At 71.1% G+C, this 18,683-nt stretch carries 18 protein-coding genes and 1 tRNA gene; 7 read left to right on the forward strand and 12 right to left on the reverse strand.

Annotated features, from left to right (window positions below; all coding sequences use genetic code 11):
* Window positions 1-2 precede the first annotated feature (2 nt).
* Window positions 3-770 (reverse strand): transketolase, encoded by a 768-nt coding sequence (locus DER29_RS12610; protein ID WP_121397526.1) that lies wholly within the window; start codon window positions 768-770, stop codon window positions 3-5.
* A gap of 46 nt (window positions 771-816) precedes the next feature.
* On the opposite strand from DER29_RS12610, the gene soxR reads away from it, so the two are divergent.
* Entirely contained in the window at window positions 817-1,281 is a 465-nt protein-coding gene (gene soxR, locus DER29_RS12615) for a redox-sensitive transcriptional activator SoxR (RefSeq protein WP_121399175.1), read from the forward strand.
* Between the two features lie 37 nt (window positions 1,282-1,318).
* Here soxR and DER29_RS12620 read toward each other — a convergent pair whose 3' ends face one another.
* Window positions 1,319-2,296 carry an NAD(P)H-quinone oxidoreductase gene (locus DER29_RS12620; RefSeq protein WP_121397527.1) on the reverse strand — a complete coding sequence of 326 codons (978 nt, stop codon included), beginning with the start codon at window positions 2,294-2,296 and terminating at the stop codon, window positions 1,319-1,321.
* Between the two features lie 9 nt (window positions 2,297-2,305).
* On the reverse strand, window positions 2,306-2,845 hold the full coding sequence (locus DER29_RS12625) for an AAA family ATPase (protein ID WP_233599733.1): 540 nt from the start codon (window positions 2,843-2,845) through the stop codon (window positions 2,306-2,308).
* Window positions 2,846-2,942: 97 nt separating this feature from the next.
* Between DER29_RS12625 and DER29_RS12630 the strand changes: the two genes are divergently transcribed.
* Window positions 2,943-3,029, forward strand: a tRNA-Ser gene (locus tag DER29_RS12630).
* A gap of 38 nt (window positions 3,030-3,067) precedes the next feature.
* On the opposite strand, the gene DER29_RS12635 is transcribed toward DER29_RS12630, so the two are convergent.
* A complete protein-coding gene (locus DER29_RS12635) occupies window positions 3,068-3,589 on the reverse strand; it encodes a hypothetical protein (protein WP_121397529.1) in 522 nt (173 codons plus the stop codon).
* A gap of 59 nt (window positions 3,590-3,648) precedes the next feature.
* A complete protein-coding gene (locus tag DER29_RS12640) occupies window positions 3,649-4,452 on the reverse strand; it encodes a cyclase family protein (RefSeq protein ID WP_121397530.1) in 804 nt (267 codons plus the stop codon).
* Between the two features lie 31 nt (window positions 4,453-4,483).
* On the opposite strand from DER29_RS12640, the gene DER29_RS33865 reads away from it, so the two are divergent.
* Genes DER29_RS33865 through DER29_RS12650 form a run of 3 tightly spaced genes read left to right on the forward strand, consistent with a single transcriptional unit; the run spans window position 4,484 to window position 6,998 of the window.
* Window positions 4,484-4,666 (forward strand): hypothetical protein, encoded by a 183-nt coding sequence (locus tag DER29_RS33865; protein ID WP_148710012.1) that lies wholly within the window; start codon window positions 4,484-4,486, stop codon window positions 4,664-4,666.
* 41 nt (window positions 4,667-4,707) lie between these two features.
* Entirely contained in the window at window positions 4,708-6,153 is a 1,446-nt protein-coding gene (locus tag DER29_RS12645; RefSeq protein WP_148710013.1) for a circularly permuted type 2 ATP-grasp protein, read from the forward strand.
* Between the two features lie 17 nt (window positions 6,154-6,170).
* Window positions 6,171-6,998 (forward strand): PhzF family phenazine biosynthesis protein, encoded by an 828-nt coding sequence (locus DER29_RS12650; protein WP_121397532.1) that lies wholly within the window; start codon window positions 6,171-6,173, stop codon window positions 6,996-6,998.
* Here the strand turns inward: DER29_RS12650 and DER29_RS12655 are convergent.
* The 7 genes from DER29_RS12655 to DER29_RS12685 all read right to left on the reverse strand — a co-directional run bounded on the left by DER29_RS12655 (window position 6,988) and on the right by DER29_RS12685 (window position 15,611).
* The gene (locus tag DER29_RS12655) at window positions 6,988-8,289 is read right to left on the reverse strand and encodes an MFS transporter (protein ID WP_121397533.1); all 1,302 of its coding nucleotides are present in this window, start codon (window positions 8,287-8,289) and stop codon (window positions 6,988-6,990) included. The two genes, DER29_RS12650 and DER29_RS12655, sit on opposite strands and share 11 nt — an antisense overlap.
* 26 nt (window positions 8,290-8,315) lie before the next feature.
* A complete protein-coding gene (locus DER29_RS12660; protein ID WP_121397534.1) occupies window positions 8,316-9,677 on the reverse strand; it encodes a hypothetical protein in 1,362 nt (453 codons plus the stop codon).
* Between the two features lie 75 nt (window positions 9,678-9,752).
* On the reverse strand, window positions 9,753-11,018 hold the full coding sequence (locus tag DER29_RS12665) for a hypothetical protein (protein ID WP_121397535.1): 1,266 nt from the start codon (window positions 11,016-11,018) through the stop codon (window positions 9,753-9,755).
* 8 nt (window positions 11,019-11,026) lie between these two features.
* On the reverse strand, window positions 11,027-11,872 hold the full coding sequence (locus DER29_RS12670; RefSeq protein ID WP_121397536.1) for an aspartyl/asparaginyl beta-hydroxylase domain-containing protein: 846 nt from the start codon (window positions 11,870-11,872) through the stop codon (window positions 11,027-11,029).
* A 67-nt stretch (window positions 11,873-11,939) separates the two neighbouring features.
* Complete coding sequence (locus DER29_RS12675) at window positions 11,940-13,067, reverse strand: DUF6421 family protein (RefSeq protein WP_148710014.1); 1,128 nt, start codon at window positions 13,065-13,067, stop codon at window positions 11,940-11,942.
* Between the two features lie 99 nt (window positions 13,068-13,166).
* The gene (locus tag DER29_RS12680; RefSeq protein WP_121397538.1) at window positions 13,167-13,967 is read right to left on the reverse strand and encodes a DUF6202 family protein; all 801 of its coding nucleotides are present in this window, start codon (window positions 13,965-13,967) and stop codon (window positions 13,167-13,169) included.
* Between the two features lie 213 nt (window positions 13,968-14,180).
* Complete coding sequence (locus tag DER29_RS12685) at window positions 14,181-15,611, reverse strand: FAD-dependent oxidoreductase (RefSeq protein WP_121397539.1); 1,431 nt, start codon at window positions 15,609-15,611, stop codon at window positions 14,181-14,183.
* Window positions 15,612-15,947: 336 nt separating this feature from the next.
* Here DER29_RS12685 and DER29_RS12690 point away from each other — a divergent pair, with 336 nt between their 5' ends.
* Window positions 15,948-17,348, forward strand: coding sequence for an FAD-binding oxidoreductase (locus DER29_RS12690; RefSeq protein WP_121397540.1), 1,401 nt, complete (start codon window positions 15,948-15,950; stop codon window positions 17,346-17,348).
* A 42-nt stretch (window positions 17,349-17,390) separates the two neighbouring features.
* Window positions 17,391-18,626, forward strand: coding sequence for an ATP-grasp domain-containing protein (locus tag DER29_RS12695; RefSeq protein WP_199729237.1), 1,236 nt, complete (start codon window positions 17,391-17,393; stop codon window positions 18,624-18,626).
* Window positions 18,627-18,683 lie beyond the last annotated feature (57 nt).

An 18,683-nucleotide genomic window follows, 5' to 3' on the forward strand; every position in this document is an offset into this window, starting at 1 on the left:
GGTCACTCCCCCTGGTCGACGACCGCGACGACGACGTGCGGCCGGTGGTTGTCGTGCCCGGTCAGGGCGGTGTGCAGGGCCTCGTGGTCGTGCCCGTCGACGGTGGCGGCGGTCCAGCCGTTGACGGTGAACCGGGCCGCGGCGCCGCCCGCCCAGCCGTGCGTGGCGGAGCCGTTGTCGACCACGATCGCGGTCAGGCCGCCCAGCCCGGTCGCCCCCGCGTACGCGATCGCCTCGTGGTTGGAGCCCTCGTCCAGTTCCGCGTCGCCGAGCAGCACGTACACCCGGGGCCCCAGCAGGCCCTGGGCGCGCAGCCCGAGCGCGGTGCCGACGCCGAGCCCGAGCCCGTGGCCCAGCGAGCCGGAGCCGATCTCCACCCCGGGCACCAGCACCCGGTCGGGGTGGTCGCCGAGCCGGCTTCCGGGCCCGCCCTGGTCGTCGAGCCAGTCGGCGGGGACGAACCCCTTCGCGGCGAGTACGGCGTAGTAGCCGGCCACGGCGTGGCCCTTGGAGAGCAGGAACCGGTCCCGCCCGGGGTCGTCGACGGTCTCCGGGGTGATCCGGAGGACCCGGTCGTAGAGCACCCAGAGCACGTCGACGGTGGAGCGGACGTTGGCGCCGAACTCCCGGCCCGCGCGGACCCGCTCGTACAGCGGCGCGACGGGGCCCGGCAGCGGCGGGGCGGTCGGGTGGTGGCGTGGCGCGGTGGTCGGATCACGGGGTGGCACGGCGGTCGGGGCCGGGCCCGCGCTGGCGGTGGTCGTGGTCATGCCGCTAGCCTGCAAGTTGAAGTCCACTTCAACTCAAGGCGACGTGATGCACGAGTCTCTGACCATCGGCCAGCTCTCCACCCGCAGCGGCGTCGCGCCCTCGGCGTTGCGCTACTACGAGCGGCTCGGGCTGATCCGGGCGGAGCGGACGGGCGGCAACCAGCGCCGCTACGCCCGCACCGAGCTGCGCCGGGTGGCGTTCGTCCGGATCTCCCAGCAGGTCGGCATCTCGCTGGAGGAGATCCGGGAGGCGCTGGACTCCCTGCCGGCCTCCCGCACGCCCAGCGCGGAGGACTGGGCGCGGCTCTCCGCGACCTGGCGGGAGCGGCTGAACGAGAAGATCCGGCTGATGACGAAGCTCCGCGACGACCTCGACGGCTGCATCGGCTGCGGCTGCCTGTCCCTGCAACGCTGCACGCTCAACAACCCCGGCGACTCGCTCGCCGGCGAGGGCCCCGGCGCCCGCCTCGTGCTCCCCCGCGGGGCCGAGGAGCCGACGCCGACCCCCTGACCCGCCCGGCCGGTCTTCCGCCGGGGCGGACCGCGCGTCAGCCGGTGGTGAGCAGCACCTTGCCGACGTGGTCGTTCGACTCGACCAGCCGGTGCGCCCGTGCCGCCTCGGCCATCGGCACCCGCCGGTCCACGACCGGCCGGACCGCCCCCGACTCGACCAGCGGCCACACCTCCTCGCGGACGCCGCGCACGATCTCCGCCTTCTCCGCCAGCGGCCGGGACCGCAGCGCGGTGGCCGCGATCGTGCCCCGCTTGGCCAGCAGCGCCCCGAGATCCAGCTCGCCCTTGCGGCCACCCTGCATGCCGATCACCACCAGCCGGCCGCCCGTGGCCAGCGCCGCCACGTTCCGGAGCAGGTAGGCGGCGCCCATGATGTCGAGGATGACGTCCGCGCCCCGGCCGCCGGTGACCCGCCGGACCTCCTCGACGAAGTCCTGCTCGCGGTAGTCGATCGTGTGCGCCGCGCCCAGCTCACGCAGCCGCTCGTGCTTGCCGGCCCGGGCGGTGACCGCCACGGTGGCGCCGAGCGCGACCGCGAGCTGGATCGCGAAGGTGCCGATCCCGCTCCCGCCGCCGTGCAGCAGCAGCGTCTCGCCCTTGCCGAGCCGGGCCACCTGCACCACGTTCGACCAGACCGTGCAGGCGACCTCGGGCAGCGCCGCCGCGTCGACCAGGTCGACGCCGGCCGGCACCGGCAGGAGCTGCCCGGCCGGCACCGCGACCCGCTCCGCGTAGCCGCCGCCGGCCAGCAGCGCGCAGACCTCCCGGCCCACCTCCCAGCCGGCCACGTCGGGACCGATCGCGCTGATCACCCCGGAGCACTCCAGCCCGGGGTACGCGGGCGCGCCCGGCGGCGGCGGGTAGTGCCCCTGCCGTTGCAGCAGGTCGGCCCGGTTGACCGCGCTGGCCCGCACGTCGACGACCACCTCACCCGGGCCGGGCTCGGGATCGGGCACCTCGCTCCAGACCAGTGCGTCGGGTCCGCCGGGCTCCGGGATCGTGATCGCGCGCATGTTCCGTGTCTACCCCACCCGTCCGTCGGTCCACGCCCGGGCCAGGATTTCGTCCACCGTCCGCGCCGGGGTGAGCGCGGAGGTGTCCAGCCAGAGCCCGATCCGGGGCGTCTCCGCCCGGAACTGCGCGTCCAGGTCGGCGACGGGCCAGTCCCCGTACCCCTTCTTCTCCCGCGCGTCCTCGCGGGCGGCGACGGCCTCGGGGCTCGGCGCGAGCACCACGACCGCCAGCGGCCGGTGCCGGATGCGGTCGACCATGGCCGGCAGTTCCGCGCCGAGGATCACGTCCTGGAGCACCACCGTGAAGCCCTCGGCGGCGTACCGGTCCGCCGCCGACGCGGCGAGGTCGTAGCGCAGCCGCAGCTGCCGCCACGCCTCCGGCGACGGCTCGGCGGTCATCTCCGCCCGCCCGCTGACCACCATCCGCCGGAAGACGTCGCCGCGCAGGTGCACCGCGCGGGGCAGTCGCCGGGCCAGCGCCTCGGCCACAGTGGACTTTCCGGCGGCCATGATTCCGCTGATCAGCACCACCGACGGGGTCTCCCACACGCCGCCGATCATGCCAGCGCGGGTGCGGTGCCCGCTCGCCCGCAGCGGGTCCGTGGCAGACTAGGCACGTCGCGCACCCCACGAGGAGCGCGGCCCGGGAGGGTTCGCCTAGTGGCCGATGGCGCTGGTCTTGAAAACCGGTAAGGCAGCGATGTCTTCGTGGGTTCGAATCCCACACCCTCCGCTTCCTGAACAGCAGAAAGCCCAAGCTGCCAGATATCGTCAGCAGCGGAGGTAGGTGCCGCACAGCGGCGGCGCGTCGACGCGGCAGACCTTCCAGCCGCCGCTGATGCCCCCCTCCTCCGTCGTGTGGAAGCGCCACCGGTGGGTGGCGCCGGTGAAGGTGACGCTTCCCGAGGGGTCGACCTCCGTGAACCGGAGGTCCACCATCGCGGAGACAGTGCCGTCCGAGTCGTCGGTCTGCCAGTTGGTCGTCTCGATCCGCACGCCGAAGGTGACCCGTGACTCGACCTGTTTGCGCAGGTCGCGAACCTGTCGGAACAACTCGTCCCGATTGTCGCCGCACAGGCACCGGTTGATGTCGGGGTTGTCGTCCGGCTGGAAGACCGCCAGGAGGTACGCCTCGGCCGCCGCAGCGGGCGTCTTCTCGCCCCGCCCCGCCTCGATCGCCCTCGTCACCGCCTGCCTGACCGGCGCGCCTATGCAGGCCACGGCGAAGACGACGGCGGCGGCGATCGTCGCCCGGCGACGCCATTGCCGACCGGTGAGAGGCGGCTCGATCACCGGGCGAGACTACGTGCCCGAGCAGCGACGGGCGGTGCCGCGAGGCGGCCGGGCGCGGGTCACACGACGGCCAGCGGGCGTACGGGCGAGCCCGTGCCGCCGACGATCGGCAGCGGAGCCAGGACAAACAGAAACTCGTTCACGCCCGCCTCCGCCAGCGAGTCCAGCCGCAGGTGTTCGACGATGTAGATGCCCGCCTCCACCAGCAGCAGGCGGTGGACCGGCAGCACCCGGAGCCCGGCGCCGGGAGGGATCTGCTCGTAGGCGGTGGTGTCCGCCCCCGTCAGGGCGACCCCGTGCTCCGCGAGCCAGGCCGCGCCGGAGGGGTCGACGCCGGGCACCCCCGTGTCGAGGCCCAGGTAGGCCGTCGGACTTGTCCAGTGCCGGGCCCAGCCGGTACGGACCAGCGCCACGTCGCCCGCGCCCAGCCGCACGCCGGTGCGCCGCAGGCACCGTTCGAGGTCGTCGGCGGTCACGCCGTACCCGCCGGGAAGCACGTCGACCCCGTGGACCGAGGCGACGTCCAGCAGCACCCCCCGCCGGACGAGAGGCGGAATCGTCTCGGTGCCGTGTACGCGGAACCGGCCACCCGACTGCGCCTCGGCAGCGTCGTGTCCACCGTGCAGCAGCCCGTCCTGCGAGATGTGCGACAACGCGTCGACGTGGGTCCCGACGTGCCCGCCGGTGACGATCAGCTCGCCGGCCGACGAGCCCCCGTCGGCCCGCACCACGTCGCCGTGCCGGCGGAGCAGGGCCAGGCGGAATCCCGGGTGGTTCGGCGCGCAGGGCATCCCCTCCTCGAACGGCTGGCTGAGGTCGTGGATGGTGACGCCCGCGGAGACGGCGTCCAGGAGTGCGGTCATGGTGGTGATCCTGTCTCTGCGGGGATGACGGATGCGTACCGGGCCGATTCCGGGTGCGGGTCCCGCGGATGATTCTCCGGTAATGGTTCCGCCGCGCTTCGTGTTCGGCATGCGGGCGCGCCCGAAAATCGAGATTGCGTCGGCCGGTGTCGTCGCCGTCGACCGGATGCCGGCCGGCACTGTACTCGGCGACCCCACGCCGGTCGACCCCTGAAATGTTCGACACTTACCGTGTCCGCATTCAATACCGCGAGTTTGCCCCTGCCCGCCGGGCCGCTCGTGTCGTACACTCGCATCCGATTCAATAACGAGGCGGGCGAAGGGGTGCGGTTAACGGTGCGGCATGACAACTCGGACTGCAATTTCGCGGAATTGAACGCGCCCCTGGTGGCCGCACTGCAGGACGAGCCGGCGCGGTCCGCGTTCGTCGCGGCCGCGCCGCCGGTACGGCGTTTCATGGACGACCTCGGTGCCACCCGGATGCGGTTCATCCCCTATCCGCTCGTCATCGACCGGAACGAGTTCGACCGGATGGCCGAGGCGGCCTGCGCCCTGCTGGAGGCGCAGACGGCGATGATTCGCGAGTTCCTCCGGTCGGGGCCTCCCGAGCGACTGTTGGCGGAATTCGGCCTGCCCGCCGCGATCGCGCCCTTCGTAAATTGGGAACAATTGGATTCCGTCGAGCAGGTCTTCGCCCGCGTCGACGTTCTGCCGACGCCGTCCGGATACCAGTTCTGTGAATTCAACGTCGACTCGTCCATTTCCGGATTCGAGTTCCACGACTGCTATCAGGTGATGGGCGAGGCGCTCGACATCCCGTGGCTCGCCGACACCCCCAGGCCCGAGGAACAGATCGCGGACGTCGTCATCAAAGCTTTCCACCAGGGCAGTTTCGACCGGGTGGTGGTGTGTGACTGGTCGAGCCGCATCGGAGTCGGCTACTTCGGCTTCGAGTTGCTGACCGAGACGCTGCGCCGGCGACTGCCCGACGTGCCGGTCGAACTGGTCTACCACGCCGACTATCCGCAGCGGTGGCTCGATCCGTCGGCCGGCAAGCGCACCCTGGTCTATCGCGGCTTCATGCACGAGGACATGGACGACGACTACGACTTCATCACCCGGCTGGTCGGCAGCGGCGCCTCCGTGATCAACCTCTTCGAGGCCGAGATCCGTACGCACAAGCGCTGGATGGCGATGTTCTGGGAGGAGCGTTTCGCCAGCCTGCTGCCCGCCGGCGTGCGCGACATGGTCACCCGCTACGTGCCCCACACCGTCTCGGTGACCCCCGAGAACCGTGACCGCCTGCTGGCGGACCGGGCCGAGTACGTGTTCAAGTTCGGGCACTCGTCCGGCGGGCACGACGTCATGCTCGGGGCCGACCACGACGCGGACACAATCGCCGCCCGGCTGGCCGAGCGCGGCCCCGACGGCTGGCTCGCCCAGCGTCGCGTGCAGCTCGCCGAGTGCCGGTTCGCCCCCGAGGCCGGTGCCGAGCCGGAGCCCCACCATGTCGTGCTCGGGCTCTACGTGCTCGGCGGCGAGTGCTCCGGCATGAACATCCGCGCCGACCGGGGCTCGGCCGTGGTCAACATCCACCAGTCGGCGGCCAGCGGCTGGGCCATCCCCATGGACGCCGACGAACGGCGACGGCTCATCGAACGCGTGCAGGCGATCGGGCCGACGGCCCGCGAACGACACTGACACCAGTTGGAGACACGATGGAAATTCCCCTGTACCAGGTCGACGCGTTCACCGACCGGGTGTTCTTCGGCAATCCGGCCGCGGTCTGCCCCCTGGACGAGTGGCTCAGCGACGAGGTGATGCAGGCCATCGGCCTGGAGAACAACCTCGCGGAGACCGCGTTCATCATCGACCGGGGCGACAGCTTCGCGCTGCGCTGGTTCACCCCGTCGATGGAGGTCGACCTGTGCGGGCACGCCACGCTCGCCGCGGCCCACGTGGTGCTCAACCACCTGCGGCCCGAGTGGGACGAGGTCACCTTCCACTCCAACACGGGTCCCCTCATCGTCAGCCGTACCCCGGAGGGGCAGTTCATGATGTCCTTCCCCGCGTTGCCGCGCGAGCGGGTCGACCCGCCGGAGGCCCTGCTCGCCGGTCTGTCGATCGCGCCCACCGCGGTGTACGGGGGCATGGACTACATGGCGGTCTACGACAACGAGGAGGACCTGCGCGCGATCGAACCCGACCAGCGGATGCTCGGGACCCTCGACCGCCGCGCGGTGGTCGTGACGGCCCCCGGCATCTCCTCCGACTTCGTCGCCCGCTTCTTCGGCCCCAAGCAGTCGATCCCGGAGGATCAGTTCACCGGGTCGGCCCACTGCATGCTGGTCCCCTACTGGGCGGAGGTGCTGGGCAGGACCAGCCTGACCTCCCGTCAGTTCTCTCCCCGGCTCGGCAAGACGCTGACCATCCACGCCAACTGCGAGCTGCGCGACGACCGGGTCATCCTGGGCGGGTCGACGCGCCAGTACCTCGCCGGCGTCATCACGCTGGACGACGACGAGGTCGCTCGACTCAGTCGCTGAGCTGCCGTGCCTCGGGCCGCGCCCCGTCGCCCGCCGCCCGTTCGGGCTGCGGCTCCGGGGCCGGCTCGGGCTCAGGCTCGGTGGGCATCTCGACCACCCGACGCAGCGGCGAGAAGTACAGCGGGACGATGGAGACGAGTTCGCCGGCGACCGCGAGCGCGAGGGTCTGGCGGACGCCGATGACGTTCGCGACCAGCCCCGCGACCGACGCGCCCAACGGGATCACGCCCCAGACCAGGAACCGCATCGTCGCACTCAACCGGGCCTGCATGCCCGGCGCGCACAGCGCCTGCCGGACCGACAGTTGCAGGATGTTGGAGACGACGATGCATCCCGAGGCGATGCCGTAGCCGATGGCGGCGACGATCAGCCAGGTGCCGCTGCGCGCGAAGGGCAGCGGAATCGAGGCGATTCCCGCCAGCACGCACGCGCCGAGGACCGTCGGCCCGACGCCGAAGCGCCGGGACAGCCGCACCGCGAGGAGGGCGCCGAGGGTCGCGCCGGCACCGGCGCCGGAGAAGATGATCCCGATGTACGCCGACGGCAGCCGCAGCACCGACGCCAGCAGCAGCAGGAACATGGTGGTGGTCGCGATGTTGCAGAAGTTGTACGTCGAGCTGCGGATGGCCATCACCCGGAACATCGGCACCCGCAGCACGTACCTGATGCCGTCGCGTACGTCCTTGAACAGCGTGGTGGTGCGTGGCGGCGGGGCCGCCGTCGCCCCGGTCACCCGGATCCGGCTGAGCAGCAGCGTGGCGATGCCGAAGCAGACGGCCGAGGCGCCGAGGACGTACGACGAGGTGGCCAGCGCCAGCAGGAAGCCGGCGATGGCCGGGCCGGTGATCTCCGCCAGCGAGAGGGTGAACTCCACCCGCGAGTTGGCACCGGGCAGCAGTTGCCGGTCGACGATCCGCGGCAGGACGCTCTGGTAGGAGATCCCCAGGAAGACCGTGCAGAGGCTCCCCGCGAACATCAACGCGTACAGCGTGGGCATGGTGAGGTCGCCGGCCAGCGCCAGCGCCGCGACGACCCCGAACACGGCCGTACGGCCCAGGCTGGACAGCACCAGGACCCGTTCCCCGCGCCGACGGTCGATCCACGCCCCCGCCGGCAGCCCGATGAGCAGGAAGCCCAGGAACTCGCAGGTCACCAGGAACCCGACCTGCGCGGGGGTGGCGTGCAGGGTCTTCACGGCGAACAGCGGGATGACGACCGTCGCCACCTCGAAGCCGAACTGGCTGACGGTCTCCGCCGTCCAGAGCAGGCGGAAGTTCTTCTTCAGGGTGATCTCCTACCCGTGACCGGCGGCGATGGTCAGGCCCCCGGGTGCAGCAGCACCGGTGCCAGCAGGACGTTGGTGATGCCACGGACCACAGCCCCCGGCACGGTGGTCAGGCGGCAGGAGAAGCCGGTGCATCCACCGGGCCCGTAGTGCATCCCCCACACCGCGTACCAGTCCCGTTCCGTGACGCCGTCGGTGTCGAAGCCCGGCTCCGCCCGCTGGACGACCCTCCGTTGCAGGATGTGGCGTCCGTTCTCGGCCGCCGAGGCGAGCGCAGCCTGCCACGTCTCGTCGTCGACCGTCCAGCCGGCCACCGTGCCCTCACCACGGGCCAGGGTGGTGGGTTTCAGGATGGTGACCGCCCGGTCGCGGACGAAACCGGTCAGGTCGGTGGCCGCGTCGACGTGAATCGTCTCGGGAAGGATGCGCCGCAACGCGGCACGTTCGCCGTCGGTCAGCGCGTCCTGCACCTCGGGGAGCCACACCAGGGCGAGGCACGCCTTGCTGTTGTACATGTCGTGCACCGGCGAGGTGACCATCGGCGGTAGGGCGGAGCCCGGCGCCGGATGCAGCCGCTGCCAGGCCAGCACCGGATCCGGCTCCTCGGCGAGCTCCGTCAGGTTGAACAACCGCAGGAGGTGGGTCACCCCGGCGACCTGATTCGCGACGCTGCCGTCCGGCTCGTGCAGGTCCGCGACCTCCGCCAGGCGGGTCCGCAGCGGACGATCGGAGTACGCCTCCAGGCAGTCGCCCAGGGGACGCCAGTCGTCGGCCCACTCTTCGAGCGCGCCGGTCGCCTCGACCATGAGCACCTCCGCCGGCCCGGGCGCCTCGGCGTCGTGGCCCGTGCCCGTGGTCTCCACGGTGCGCAGCACGTCGAGCAGGGCGGTGACGGGGTCGGGGTGTCGCAGCCCGTGCCGCTCGGCGAAGGGCCGGAAGGCCGGTTCCGCCATGACGGCGGGGAGCCAGGCGGTGCGTTCGGCGCCGCCGACGGCGGGGCTCAGGCCCAGCTCCAGGACCTTGAAGCCGGTCCCGTCGTGGATCAGGTCGGCGCGGCCGTACGGCACCAGGGCGGGCAGGTCGGTTCCGGCCAACAGCGGGCGCAGTACCGCCGGCACGTCGGTCAGCGCGCCGAACGCCGAGGTGCTGCCACCCGCCAGCAGGTGGGGCAGGCGTCCCACGACGTCGAGCAGCACCGTGAAGTCGGCGTAGAACGACGCGAGCTCCCGCTCGTCGACGAACATCACCCGGTGGAAGCTCTGAGCCTCGATGTCGGGCGTCAGCACCCGGGCGGCCGTGCGGGCCGGCAGATCCGGTGGCAGCTCACCCTCGCGTACCGCCCGCAGGTAGTCGGTTGCCGGGTCCTGCGAGACCGACCGCTCCGGCGCGCTCATGCGGCTGGCTTCCGCACGGCGGCCCGGAGGCGTGGGCGTGCGGTGCCGACGGCGGGCCGCCGCCGCGTGCGCCGGTCAGGCCGACAGGAACAAGGCACCGGCTGCCTCCAGTTCGCGTAGCTTGCGGTAGTCATCCGAGATCGTCTCCGGGCTCTCGTGGACCAGGAAGACCAGCCCCGGGGTCGTGTACGAGTTGACGGTGACCTGCAACGGGTCGCCGGCCTCGAGGTACGTGTCGACCGCGTGGAAGGACGGCAGCGCGCGGAGCAGGCCGAGGTCGTAGCCGGCGAGGGTCCCCGAGTGGCGCGACAGCAACTGCACCATGGCGGCGTGCCGGCGGAGAGCGGGACGCCAGTCCTCGCGGACCCGGGCGGCGAAACGGTCCAGGGCCACGATCGTCTCGGCCACCAGCTGCACCGCGTTGGTGCCCGTCGCCTCGGTCACCTGCGAGATGTCGATCGAGCCCATGAACCGGGCGCCGGTCTCGACGAGCACCGGCTCACCGGCGATCATCATGACCTCCGTGTGCGCCGTGCCCTCGCGGATGTCCAGGGCGTCGAGCACGCGCCCGACGAAGCCGTGCAACTGGTCGAAGACGGCATCGCCCGGATCGACGAGCCGCTCCAGGTCGTAGAGCGCCGTACCGCCCTCGTGGCGCTTCTTCGTGTGCCAGATGTCCGAGACGACGTACTCGCCCCCGGCCGAGACGGTGTTGACGGCGTACTCGTCGCCGGTCATGAAGGGCTGGACGAGGAGTTCACCGATCGGGGAGCCGAACACGTCGGGTGCGCCCAGCCAGCCCTTGAACGCGGTGTCGAGGTCCGCCTCGGAGCGGCATCGCAGGAAGCCGAAGCTGCCGGAACTCGCCCGGGGCTTGACGACGGCGTCGTCCAGCCAACCCCCCGCGCGCAGCCACTCCGCCGCGTCGTCGCGGGAGGAGGTGCTCAGGTGCGGGATGACCGCGACGCCCCCGGCCGCTGCGGCCCGTGCCATGTGGTGCTTGTCCCGGCGGCACCGGGTCGTCGCCGGATCGTTGCCGGGTACGCCCAGCGCTCGGGCCAGTTGGTCACCCAGCTCGACACCGGTCTCGGCGCCGGCCACCACGCTGCGTGGCCGCAGGCCCGCCCGGTCGAGCCGGTCGACGATCGTGTTGACGTCGCCGTCGTGCAGGTAGGTGTCGAGATAGGCGTGGTCGACGCCGGTACGCAGGAGGAACTGCGGCAGGTCCGGGTCGCTCTGCACATGCACCGCGCCGAAACCGTAACCGGCGAGGGCCGGCGCGAGCGCGTTGGCCGTCGAGTACCCGTCCACGACGACACAGACTTCGCTGGCGTGTCGCATGATCCGCCTCAGGACTCTCGTGCCAGCAGGAAGTACCTCCGCATCGGAGGGATCATGTCGAGCCGCGCGGCGGCGGGCGAGTGTCGGGCCGCCCCCTCCAGCAGGTCGAACACGCCGTCGGGGGTGATGTCCCGGGTGAACATCGTCTTGATGGCGATCTTCAGGAAGTCCCGGTAGTTGGTGGTGTCCATGAGGACCCCGGCGCGCTCGAACGCGGCGAGTTCCTCCCGGTCCACCGGTTGCCGCGCGACCTGGTGTGTGCTCGGGATGCTGGGCGACCGGACCTCGCCGGTGAAGCAGGCGGCGAGCGAATCGGCCTGGAAGTCGAGCACCAGGTGGGTGCGGTCCTTCGTCCAGTTGGAGACCGCGCTGTGGGCCTGGGTGGCGTCGAGGAACCAGATCTCACCGACGTTCATGTGGTAGAGCGTCGTGTTGTGCGAGCTGACGCAGGACTCGTCGGTCTCCAGCGGAAGGTGGATCCGGATCAGGTTCGTGTCGAGTTCGAGGTAGTCCCGGTGCGGCACGAGTGCGCTGCCGGGGGTCAGCCGGGCGAGCCGGCCGTACTTGAGGAGGGACAGGTCGAACAGCTCACCCACCAGATGCCGCACGTACGGCAGGCGCTCGCCCAGGTCGGTGACGACGGCCGGGCCCTCGTAGGGGTCGAGTCCCGCGTCGAGACCCTGGCCCGTGCCGTTCCACACCGCGCAACTCTTCCAGGCGCCGCAGACGAAGTCGCTGTACTTGTCCGTGTAGGGGAACGACGCCATGGTGTCGAGGTCCGTGGCGAGGCCGTCGGCGTCGATGTCGCAGGTGCCGAGGATGCCGGTCTCGGTCGAGTTCATAACGGTGGTCATGGTCGGTACCTTCCAGCGGGAAAGGGACGGAGCCGCACGTCGTTCAGGAGAGGGCGGCCGGCGTGGCTCACACGCCGAGTCGCTCCTTGAGCTCGGCGAAGAAGGGCACGTGGAGGAACTCCCGCTTCTCCTCGTCGTACCGGGTGTACCGGCGGGTGAAGTCGATCAGTCCGGCGCGGGCGGCCTCGACATCCTCGGTCAGGACGACGTCCTCCAGCTCGGTGATCTCGGTGACGAGCGTGCTCAGCGCCTCGGGCAGGCTCGGCAGGAGCCGGATCCGCCCCTCGTCGATCGTCAGGGCGCCCTGCTCGCGCAGGTAGTTGAAGAGCAGTTGCGACGCGATCGCGTCGTAGTTCGGCTTCGGGATCCCCTCGACCGAGTAACGCAGCAGCCGCTCGGCCAGGACGAACTCGAAGGTCAGCGCGGCGAGCTCACGATCGATGTCCGCGTCCTCGAGGCAGACCAGCATCGACTTGACGTCGACCCGCATCTCCTCCAGGCCGGCCAGCGGCTTGTAGCTCTTCGCGGACAGGAACTGCGGGATCGGCATGCTGCCCGTGCGGTGGTGGAACTCGTGCAGCCGCACCCAGGAACCGGCGGCCCGCTCGACGCCGGCGTCGTCGACGCCGGACAGCAGCGGGAACGAGCCCGGGACCATGGCGGCGTCGATGAGCCGGCGGGTGAGGCGGTGCCGGGCGACGAACTTGTCGATGAAGTAGAAGATCAGGTCGTCCGGATCCTGGCGACCGTCGATGTGGTTCTCCGGGAAGAGCGCCACGACGACCCGACTGTCGAAACCCGCGCTGTGCCGGAGCAGGTTGACCGGCATCGTCGGGCTCGGGTAGCGGCTCACCAGTACTGGGTCGGACGGGATGGGCTCGTACTCCAGGTAGTCCAGACCGAGAGTCGGGAAGTACGCGGCCGAGAACACGGACAGGAGCGTGTTGTCGGTCCGCGAGTTGATGTGCCGCTTCGTGGCCGTGAGCTGCGGCGTGTCGTGTGCGCCGGACAGATCCTCGACGAGCGCCCGGGCCGCGGGCCGGTCACCTAGCGCGGCCGAGTCGGCGATCCAACCGGCCAGCCGGCGCAGCGCCTCTGGCGATCCGGGCTCGGTCTCGCGCTGGTAGCGGGCACGCAGCTCGTTCACTTCGTCGACGACGGCGTCTGTTTCCACTGCTGGGAGGGACGATCGCATGACAGCTCCTTTCCTCGAAACCGGATGACTCCGGCGGTTGCCACCACGGGCCCGGGGGCGTCGTCGATGGCGGCCGTCAGTGCCGACCCCGGTTGGTCGCTACGACAGGTCCCGGGCGAAGTCGTCCAGCAGGTCCGCCCACGCCGGGACGTACGACTCCGCGAGCGCGACGAAGTGCCGCGCCTCGGCCGGGGTGGAGATCAGGTGACTCATGCCGGCTTCGTCGTCACTGACGGACGCGGCGTGCCCCGTCTCCGCCCTGATGTGCGAGTCGATCCAGGCGTAGTCGCGCTGCTCGGGAAGGACCTGGCGGCCGTCCACGGTCACCTTGGCGTACAGGCGCCGGAACGCGACCGCGATGTCGAGGGCGATGGTCTCCACGACCCGGAGCTGGACCGCGCCCCCCAGCTCCTCGGCCGCCATGGAGTCCATGACGTCGAGGATGCGGGCCAGCGCGGCGGACTCGGCGGGCGCGTCGGCGCTGCCCAGGGCCGAGCGCAGCGGCGCGCTGATCGTGTCCGCCCACCACAGATAGTGGATACCGTCCACACCCTCCGGTGCGACCTCCGCGAACGCCGCCGCGCGATTGTCCAGATCGTCCCCGATGACGCGGTAGGCCATCTGATACGCTCCGAGCACCTCTCGACTCACTGCGTAGTCGCGAGCCAGGCGTCGCCCGTGGGCACCGAGGCTGGAGATGGTGGTGAACATGAACGACTGAGTGGTCCGCTGCCACTTCTCCGCGATCCGCAGCGCGCCGGCGGGGCTCACGGAGGTGGCCTCCTTCGCGCCAGCGAAGAACCGGTTGTTGCGCCGGGTGAGGCCGGCCTCGTCGATCAGCCGGTCGATGGTGGTGTCGGCCTGTAGACGGAGGTCGGTCAGGTCGAGTGTGGTGGTCATCGTGCCCTCCTCGCTTGTGGGACCGGGCGGAGCGCTCCCTGAAGCCCGCCAGGACAGGCCTTCGCCGACGAGGGGCATCCAGTCGACGCGGGCCTATGATCATCGAATACCGTGTATCGCGCAACGGGAAGACGACCGAACCCCTGTGCCTCCCCCTATACGGGTGCCAGCTCCTCGTGCAGGTGCCTCAGGAGCCGGAACCCACGACCAACGTCAACTCGACGCGAGCGACGGTACGGTGCGGGCCAGGCCATCGTCCGGCTCACCGGCGTCCACGAACGGCACCGCCAATCTCTCCGGCACCCCCATGTTGCGGGCGAACACCCCGAGCCGGCGCTGCCAGGCGGCCATGTCGGACGGTGGCGCGATCGGCACGGTGGCGCGGGCGACCAGCTCTGCGTGCTCGTCGCGATCCGCGTTGCCGGTGGCGATCGAGTGCCGGAGGGCCGCCTCCAGATCGCGCTGCGCGTTGACGACGCACATCGTCCACTTGAGCAGGACCGTCGCGGTGCAACCAGGTGCGACGTCGAGCACCCCGGCGTTGCGACGGAGCCGCGACGAGTCGGTGGTGTTGATCGCCACCTTGAGGTGGGCGGACACCACCTCGGCGCCCCGCACCTCCGGATACCACTGGCTGAGCTGGCGGAGCGCCAGTTCGGCGCGCTCCGTCGCCTCGGGGTGACCGTTGCGCAGGTAGTGACGGAAGTCGTCGGGCAGCGCATAGGTCGTCGGGTCGACGCGATGCACCGCGATGTGGGCCGCCGGGGGGTAGTAGACGAGCGCGGTGTCCCGACTGAACGGGCTCAGCATGCCGCCGTACTCGTCTTCGAGCTTCAGGCACGTGTAGTCCCTCGTGGTGCCGTCGGGCAGGTCCACGAAGAGGATCTGGCGCAGAGCCATGTAGATGGACGGCAACGCGAGCGACGGGTTGAGGCGGCGAGCCATCGCCGGGGTCTCGGTGGCGGCACAGAGACTCACCTGGTCACCGACGACCGTCTTCCGGAGACCGTCCTCGACGTACTCCACCTGGTAGGTGCCGTCGGAGCGGCGGCTCACCTCGGTCACCTCGGCGCCGCCGCGTACCTCGACGCCGCAGCGACGCAGCTCCTGGTCGAGGAGCGCGGTGACGACGACCGGGTTGATGCCCCGCTGCGGGGTGATGAAGGTGGCACCGACGTCGGAGATCCCCTCCGGTGCCGGGATCTCGCGGCAGACCTGCTCCGGTGCGCCGAACAGCGCGTTGGCCGGGTCCTCGGCGCACCGCTGCGCGTAACGGTCCTGGATGACCCGCATGTTGTCCCGGCACTGGCCGATGATGTCCGTGCCGCTGTCCTGCATGGCCCGGGAGGCGATGACCCGGCTGTGGTCCTTGCCACCGAAGACGAGGTCGGGGAAGAAGCGTTCGTTGACCAGTCGCCCGTCGAAGCAGTCCCGGGCGCTCTGCGGATCGAACGGATACTCGGCACCGCTGTGGTTCTCGCTGACGATGTTGCTGGCCCCCGTGCAGATCGGGTGGGCCTCGGGGGACCGGGCCTCGGCCCGCTCCAGCAGAAGGACCCGGTATCCCGCGCGTCTGCGCATGATCGCGGCCAGGCAGCCCGCGATACCTCCGCCGATCACGATGTGCAGCTCGGTTCGCTTCACTCTGTCAATCCCTCTGTCATGGGCAACGATCCTTCGCGCGGCACGAGCTGAACCAGGTCTCGGGTTCGACACCGTGCCGGCCGGACGGCGCGTCCTGCGGCGGATCTTGGGGTGGGAGAGCGTGATGTGGCAGGCCGGGGACGTTGGCCGGAGGAGGGGCGCCCTCGTTGGCGGTAGACGGTAACAAACTTCGATCAGCCCCGGAAGGATCTTCAGATAGGACAGGGGTTCGAGTGATCGGGGCTGCTCACACCGCTCTCACCAGCGCCGTTGCGGGATCGGCGGCGCCACGTTCGCGCTCCGGAGCGGATGACGTCGATCTGTACCCTCTCTGCCATGTCTGGTTCTCCCCTCGTCAAAGACCTGCGCGCGGCGCTCGGCGACGACACCGTACTGACCGACCCCGACCTGCTCCGGTTGCACCGCAAGGACGAGGCCGACCTCTGCGAGGCCGGCACGCCGCTGGTGGTCGTCCGGCCCCGTAGCACGGCCGACGTGGTCGAGGTGATGACGATCGCCGGACGGTACGGGGTGCCGGTGGTGCCGCAGGGCGCACGTACGGGGTTGGCGGGAGCGGCGAACGCCGTCGACGGCGCGGTGGTGGTCAGCATGGTCGCCATGAACGCGGTGCTGGAGATCGACCCGGTCAGCCGGATCGCCGTGGTGCAGCCCGGCGTGGTGAACGCGGCGTTGTCGGCGGCCGTGGCGAAACAGGGGTTGTGGTATCCGCCGGACCCTGGATCGTGGGAGATGTCGACGATCGGTGGGAACGTCTCCACCAACGCGGGTGGCATGTGCTGCGTCAAGTACGGCGTGACCACGGAGTACGTGTTGGGTCTGGAGGTGGTGTTGGCTTCCGGAGAGGTGTTGCGTACCGGTCGGCGTACCGCCAAGGGCGTGGCCGGGTACGACCTCACCCGGCTCTTCGTCGGCTCCGAGGGGACCCTCGGCGTGATCACCGAGGTGACCGTGGCGCTGCGGCCCGCTCCGCCGGAGTCGCTGACCATGGTGGCGGTCTTCCCCACCACCGCGGCCGCCGGCCGGGCGGTCGCCCGGATCGCCGAAGAGGGGCTCACCCCCAGCCTGCTGGAACTGATCGACCGCACGTACCTGCGGGCGATCGAGGCGTACCGGCCGATGGGCCTGCGTACCGACGTCGAGGCGCTGCTGCTGGCGTCGGCGGACACCGGGTCCCAGGCCGCCGGGGACCTGGCGCGGCTCGCCGAGCTGTGCGAGGCGGCCGGTGCCGACGAGGTCTACGCGGCCACCGACGCCGTGGAGGCGGCGGCCCTGCTACAGGCCCGCCGGCTGGGGCACGCGGCGATGGAGAAGTTCGCCAGGGAGTCGTTCCCCGCCGGCAACGGTGGGATGGTGATCGACGACGTGGCGGTGCCCCGGGCCGCGTTGGCGGCGCTGCTCGACGGGGTGGCCCGGATCGCGGCGGAGTGTGACGTGACGATCGGCGTGGTCGGCCACGCCGGGGACGGCAACATGCACCCGAACATCGTGGTGGACCGGGCCGACCCGGCGAGCCTCGAACGCGGCCGGCGCGCGTTCGACGAGATCATCCGCCTCGGCCTGGAACTGGGCGGCACCTGCACCGGCGAGCACGGGGTGGGCCTGCTCAAGCGCGACTGGCTGGCCCGCGAGATCGGCCCGGTGGGCATGCGGGTGCACCAGGCGATCAAGGCCGCACTGGACCCGGCCGGCCTGCTCAACCCCGGCAAGGTCTTCTGATGTCCGCCACCCTCCCCCGGGCCGCACGGAGATGAGGAGAACGTGCCGACCATAGCCATCGTCGACGGATACTCCGCAGGCAGCGCGCTCAGCCGGGCGCTGGCCGAGCGAGGGGTGACCTGCGTCCACGTACGCAGCGCCGAGTCCCTCTACGACTACTACCTGAAGACGTTCCGCCCCGGCGACTACGCGGTCGACCTCGGCTTCGTCGCCGACGAGGACAGCCTCGTCGAGCGGCTGCGAGCGCTCGGCACCGAGCGGGTCGTCGCGGGCACCGAGACGGGGGTGGTCCTCGCCGACACGCTCAACCACCTGCTCGGTACGCCCGGCAACGACATAGCCACGGTCACCGCGCGGCGCGACAAGTCGGCCATGGCGGCGACCGTGGCCGCCACCGGTCTCGCCGTGCCCGCCGGTCGGTGCTTCGAGTCCGTGGACGAGGCGGTCGCCTGGTACGCGGACAGCCTGTCCGGCCCGGCCGTCGTCAAGCCCGTGGACGGCGCGGGCACCGACAACGTGCGGTTCTGCGGAAGTGTCGACGAGGTGCGCCTCGCCTGCGCGACGGTCCTGGCCGCGTCCAACCTGTACGGCGTCCCCAATCGACGCGTGCTGGTCCAGGAACGGCTCGTCGGGACGGAGTTCTACGTCAACACGGTCTCGTACGCGGGGACGCACCGGGTCGCCGAGATCTGGCGGTACACGAAACGGCCAGGTCCGGGCGGCGGTCCCATCTACGACTACGAGGAGCCGGTCGACCGGGGCTCGGCCCTGGCCCGGCAGCTCCGTGAGTTCGTCTTCGGGGTGCTGGACGCGCTCGGTATCCGGTCCTCGGCGGCACACACCGAGCTCATGCTCACCGATCGGGGGCCGGTGTTGATCGAGACCGGGGCCCGCCTCGGGGGAGCGACCCTGCCCGACGTCGTGGCGAAGTTCTGCGGCGTGTCGCAGACCTTCCTGCAGGCCCAGCACCTCGTCGATCCGGCGTCGCTCGACCGGTTCGACGACCGTACGCCGGGCTGGGCCGCCGTCCGGAACGTGTCGCTGATCAACCCGGCTCCCGTCGCCGCGCAGGCGGAGGACTGGTGCTCCCGGCTGTCGGAGCTGCCGGCGGTCGTGGCGGTCGCCGCGAGTTGCTCCCCCGGGGCCGAACTGCCGCAGACCGTCGACCTGTTCAGCTCGCCCGGCTACCTGTACCTCGCCGCGGAGGACCCGACCGAGGTCGAGCGGGACTATCAGACGTTGCGCCGATGGGAACAGCACGGCCTGTACGGGAGCTGACCTGGCGCGGCGGAGGCCGGAGGGCGGCGCGCGGTCCCGGGATGCCGATGGGTGCGT

It is taken from the genome of Micromonospora sp. M71_S20, from assembly GCF_003664255.1.
Taxonomy (GTDB): domain Bacteria; phylum Actinomycetota; class Actinomycetes; order Mycobacteriales; family Micromonosporaceae; genus Micromonospora.

Bases quoted from the DNA above. Each gene is read 5' to 3' on its own strand.
- DER29_RS12650 (WP_121397532.1), top strand. From the start codon at position 6,171: ATGGAAATTCCCCTGTACCAGGTCGACGCGTTCACCGACCGGGTGTTC.
- DER29_RS12620 (WP_121397527.1), bottom strand. From the start codon at position 2,296: ATGCGCGCGATCACGATCCCGGAGCCCGGCGGACCCGACGCACTGGTC.
- DER29_RS12665 (WP_121397535.1), bottom strand. From the start codon at position 11,018: ATGCGACACGCCAGCGAAGTCTGTGTCGTCGTGGACGGGTACTCGACG.
- DER29_RS12670 (WP_121397536.1), bottom strand. From the start codon at position 11,872: ATGACCACCGTTATGAACTCGACCGAGACCGGCATCCTCGGCACCTGC.
- DER29_RS12675 (WP_148710014.1), bottom strand. From the start codon at position 13,067: ATGCGATCGTCCCTCCCAGCAGTGGAAACAGACGCCGTCGTCGACGAA.
- DER29_RS12610 (WP_121397526.1), bottom strand. From the start codon at position 770: ATGACCACGACCACCGCCAGCGCGGGCCCGGCCCCGACCGCCGTGCCA.
- DER29_RS12690 (WP_121397540.1), top strand. From the start codon at position 15,948: ATGTCTGGTTCTCCCCTCGTCAAAGACCTGCGCGCGGCGCTCGGCGAC.
- DER29_RS33865 (WP_148710012.1), top strand. From the start codon at position 4,484: ATGCGTACCGGGCCGATTCCGGGTGCGGGTCCCGCGGATGATTCTCCG.
- DER29_RS12680 (WP_121397538.1), bottom strand. From the start codon at position 13,967: ATGACCACCACACTCGACCTGACCGACCTCCGTCTACAGGCCGACACC.
- DER29_RS12660 (WP_121397534.1), bottom strand. From the start codon at position 9,677: ATGAGCGCGCCGGAGCGGTCGGTCTCGCAGGACCCGGCAACCGACTAC.
- DER29_RS12640 (WP_121397530.1), bottom strand. From the start codon at position 4,452: ATGACCGCACTCCTGGACGCCGTCTCCGCGGGCGTCACCATCCACGAC.
- soxR (WP_121399175.1), top strand. From the start codon at position 817: ATGCACGAGTCTCTGACCATCGGCCAGCTCTCCACCCGCAGCGGCGTC.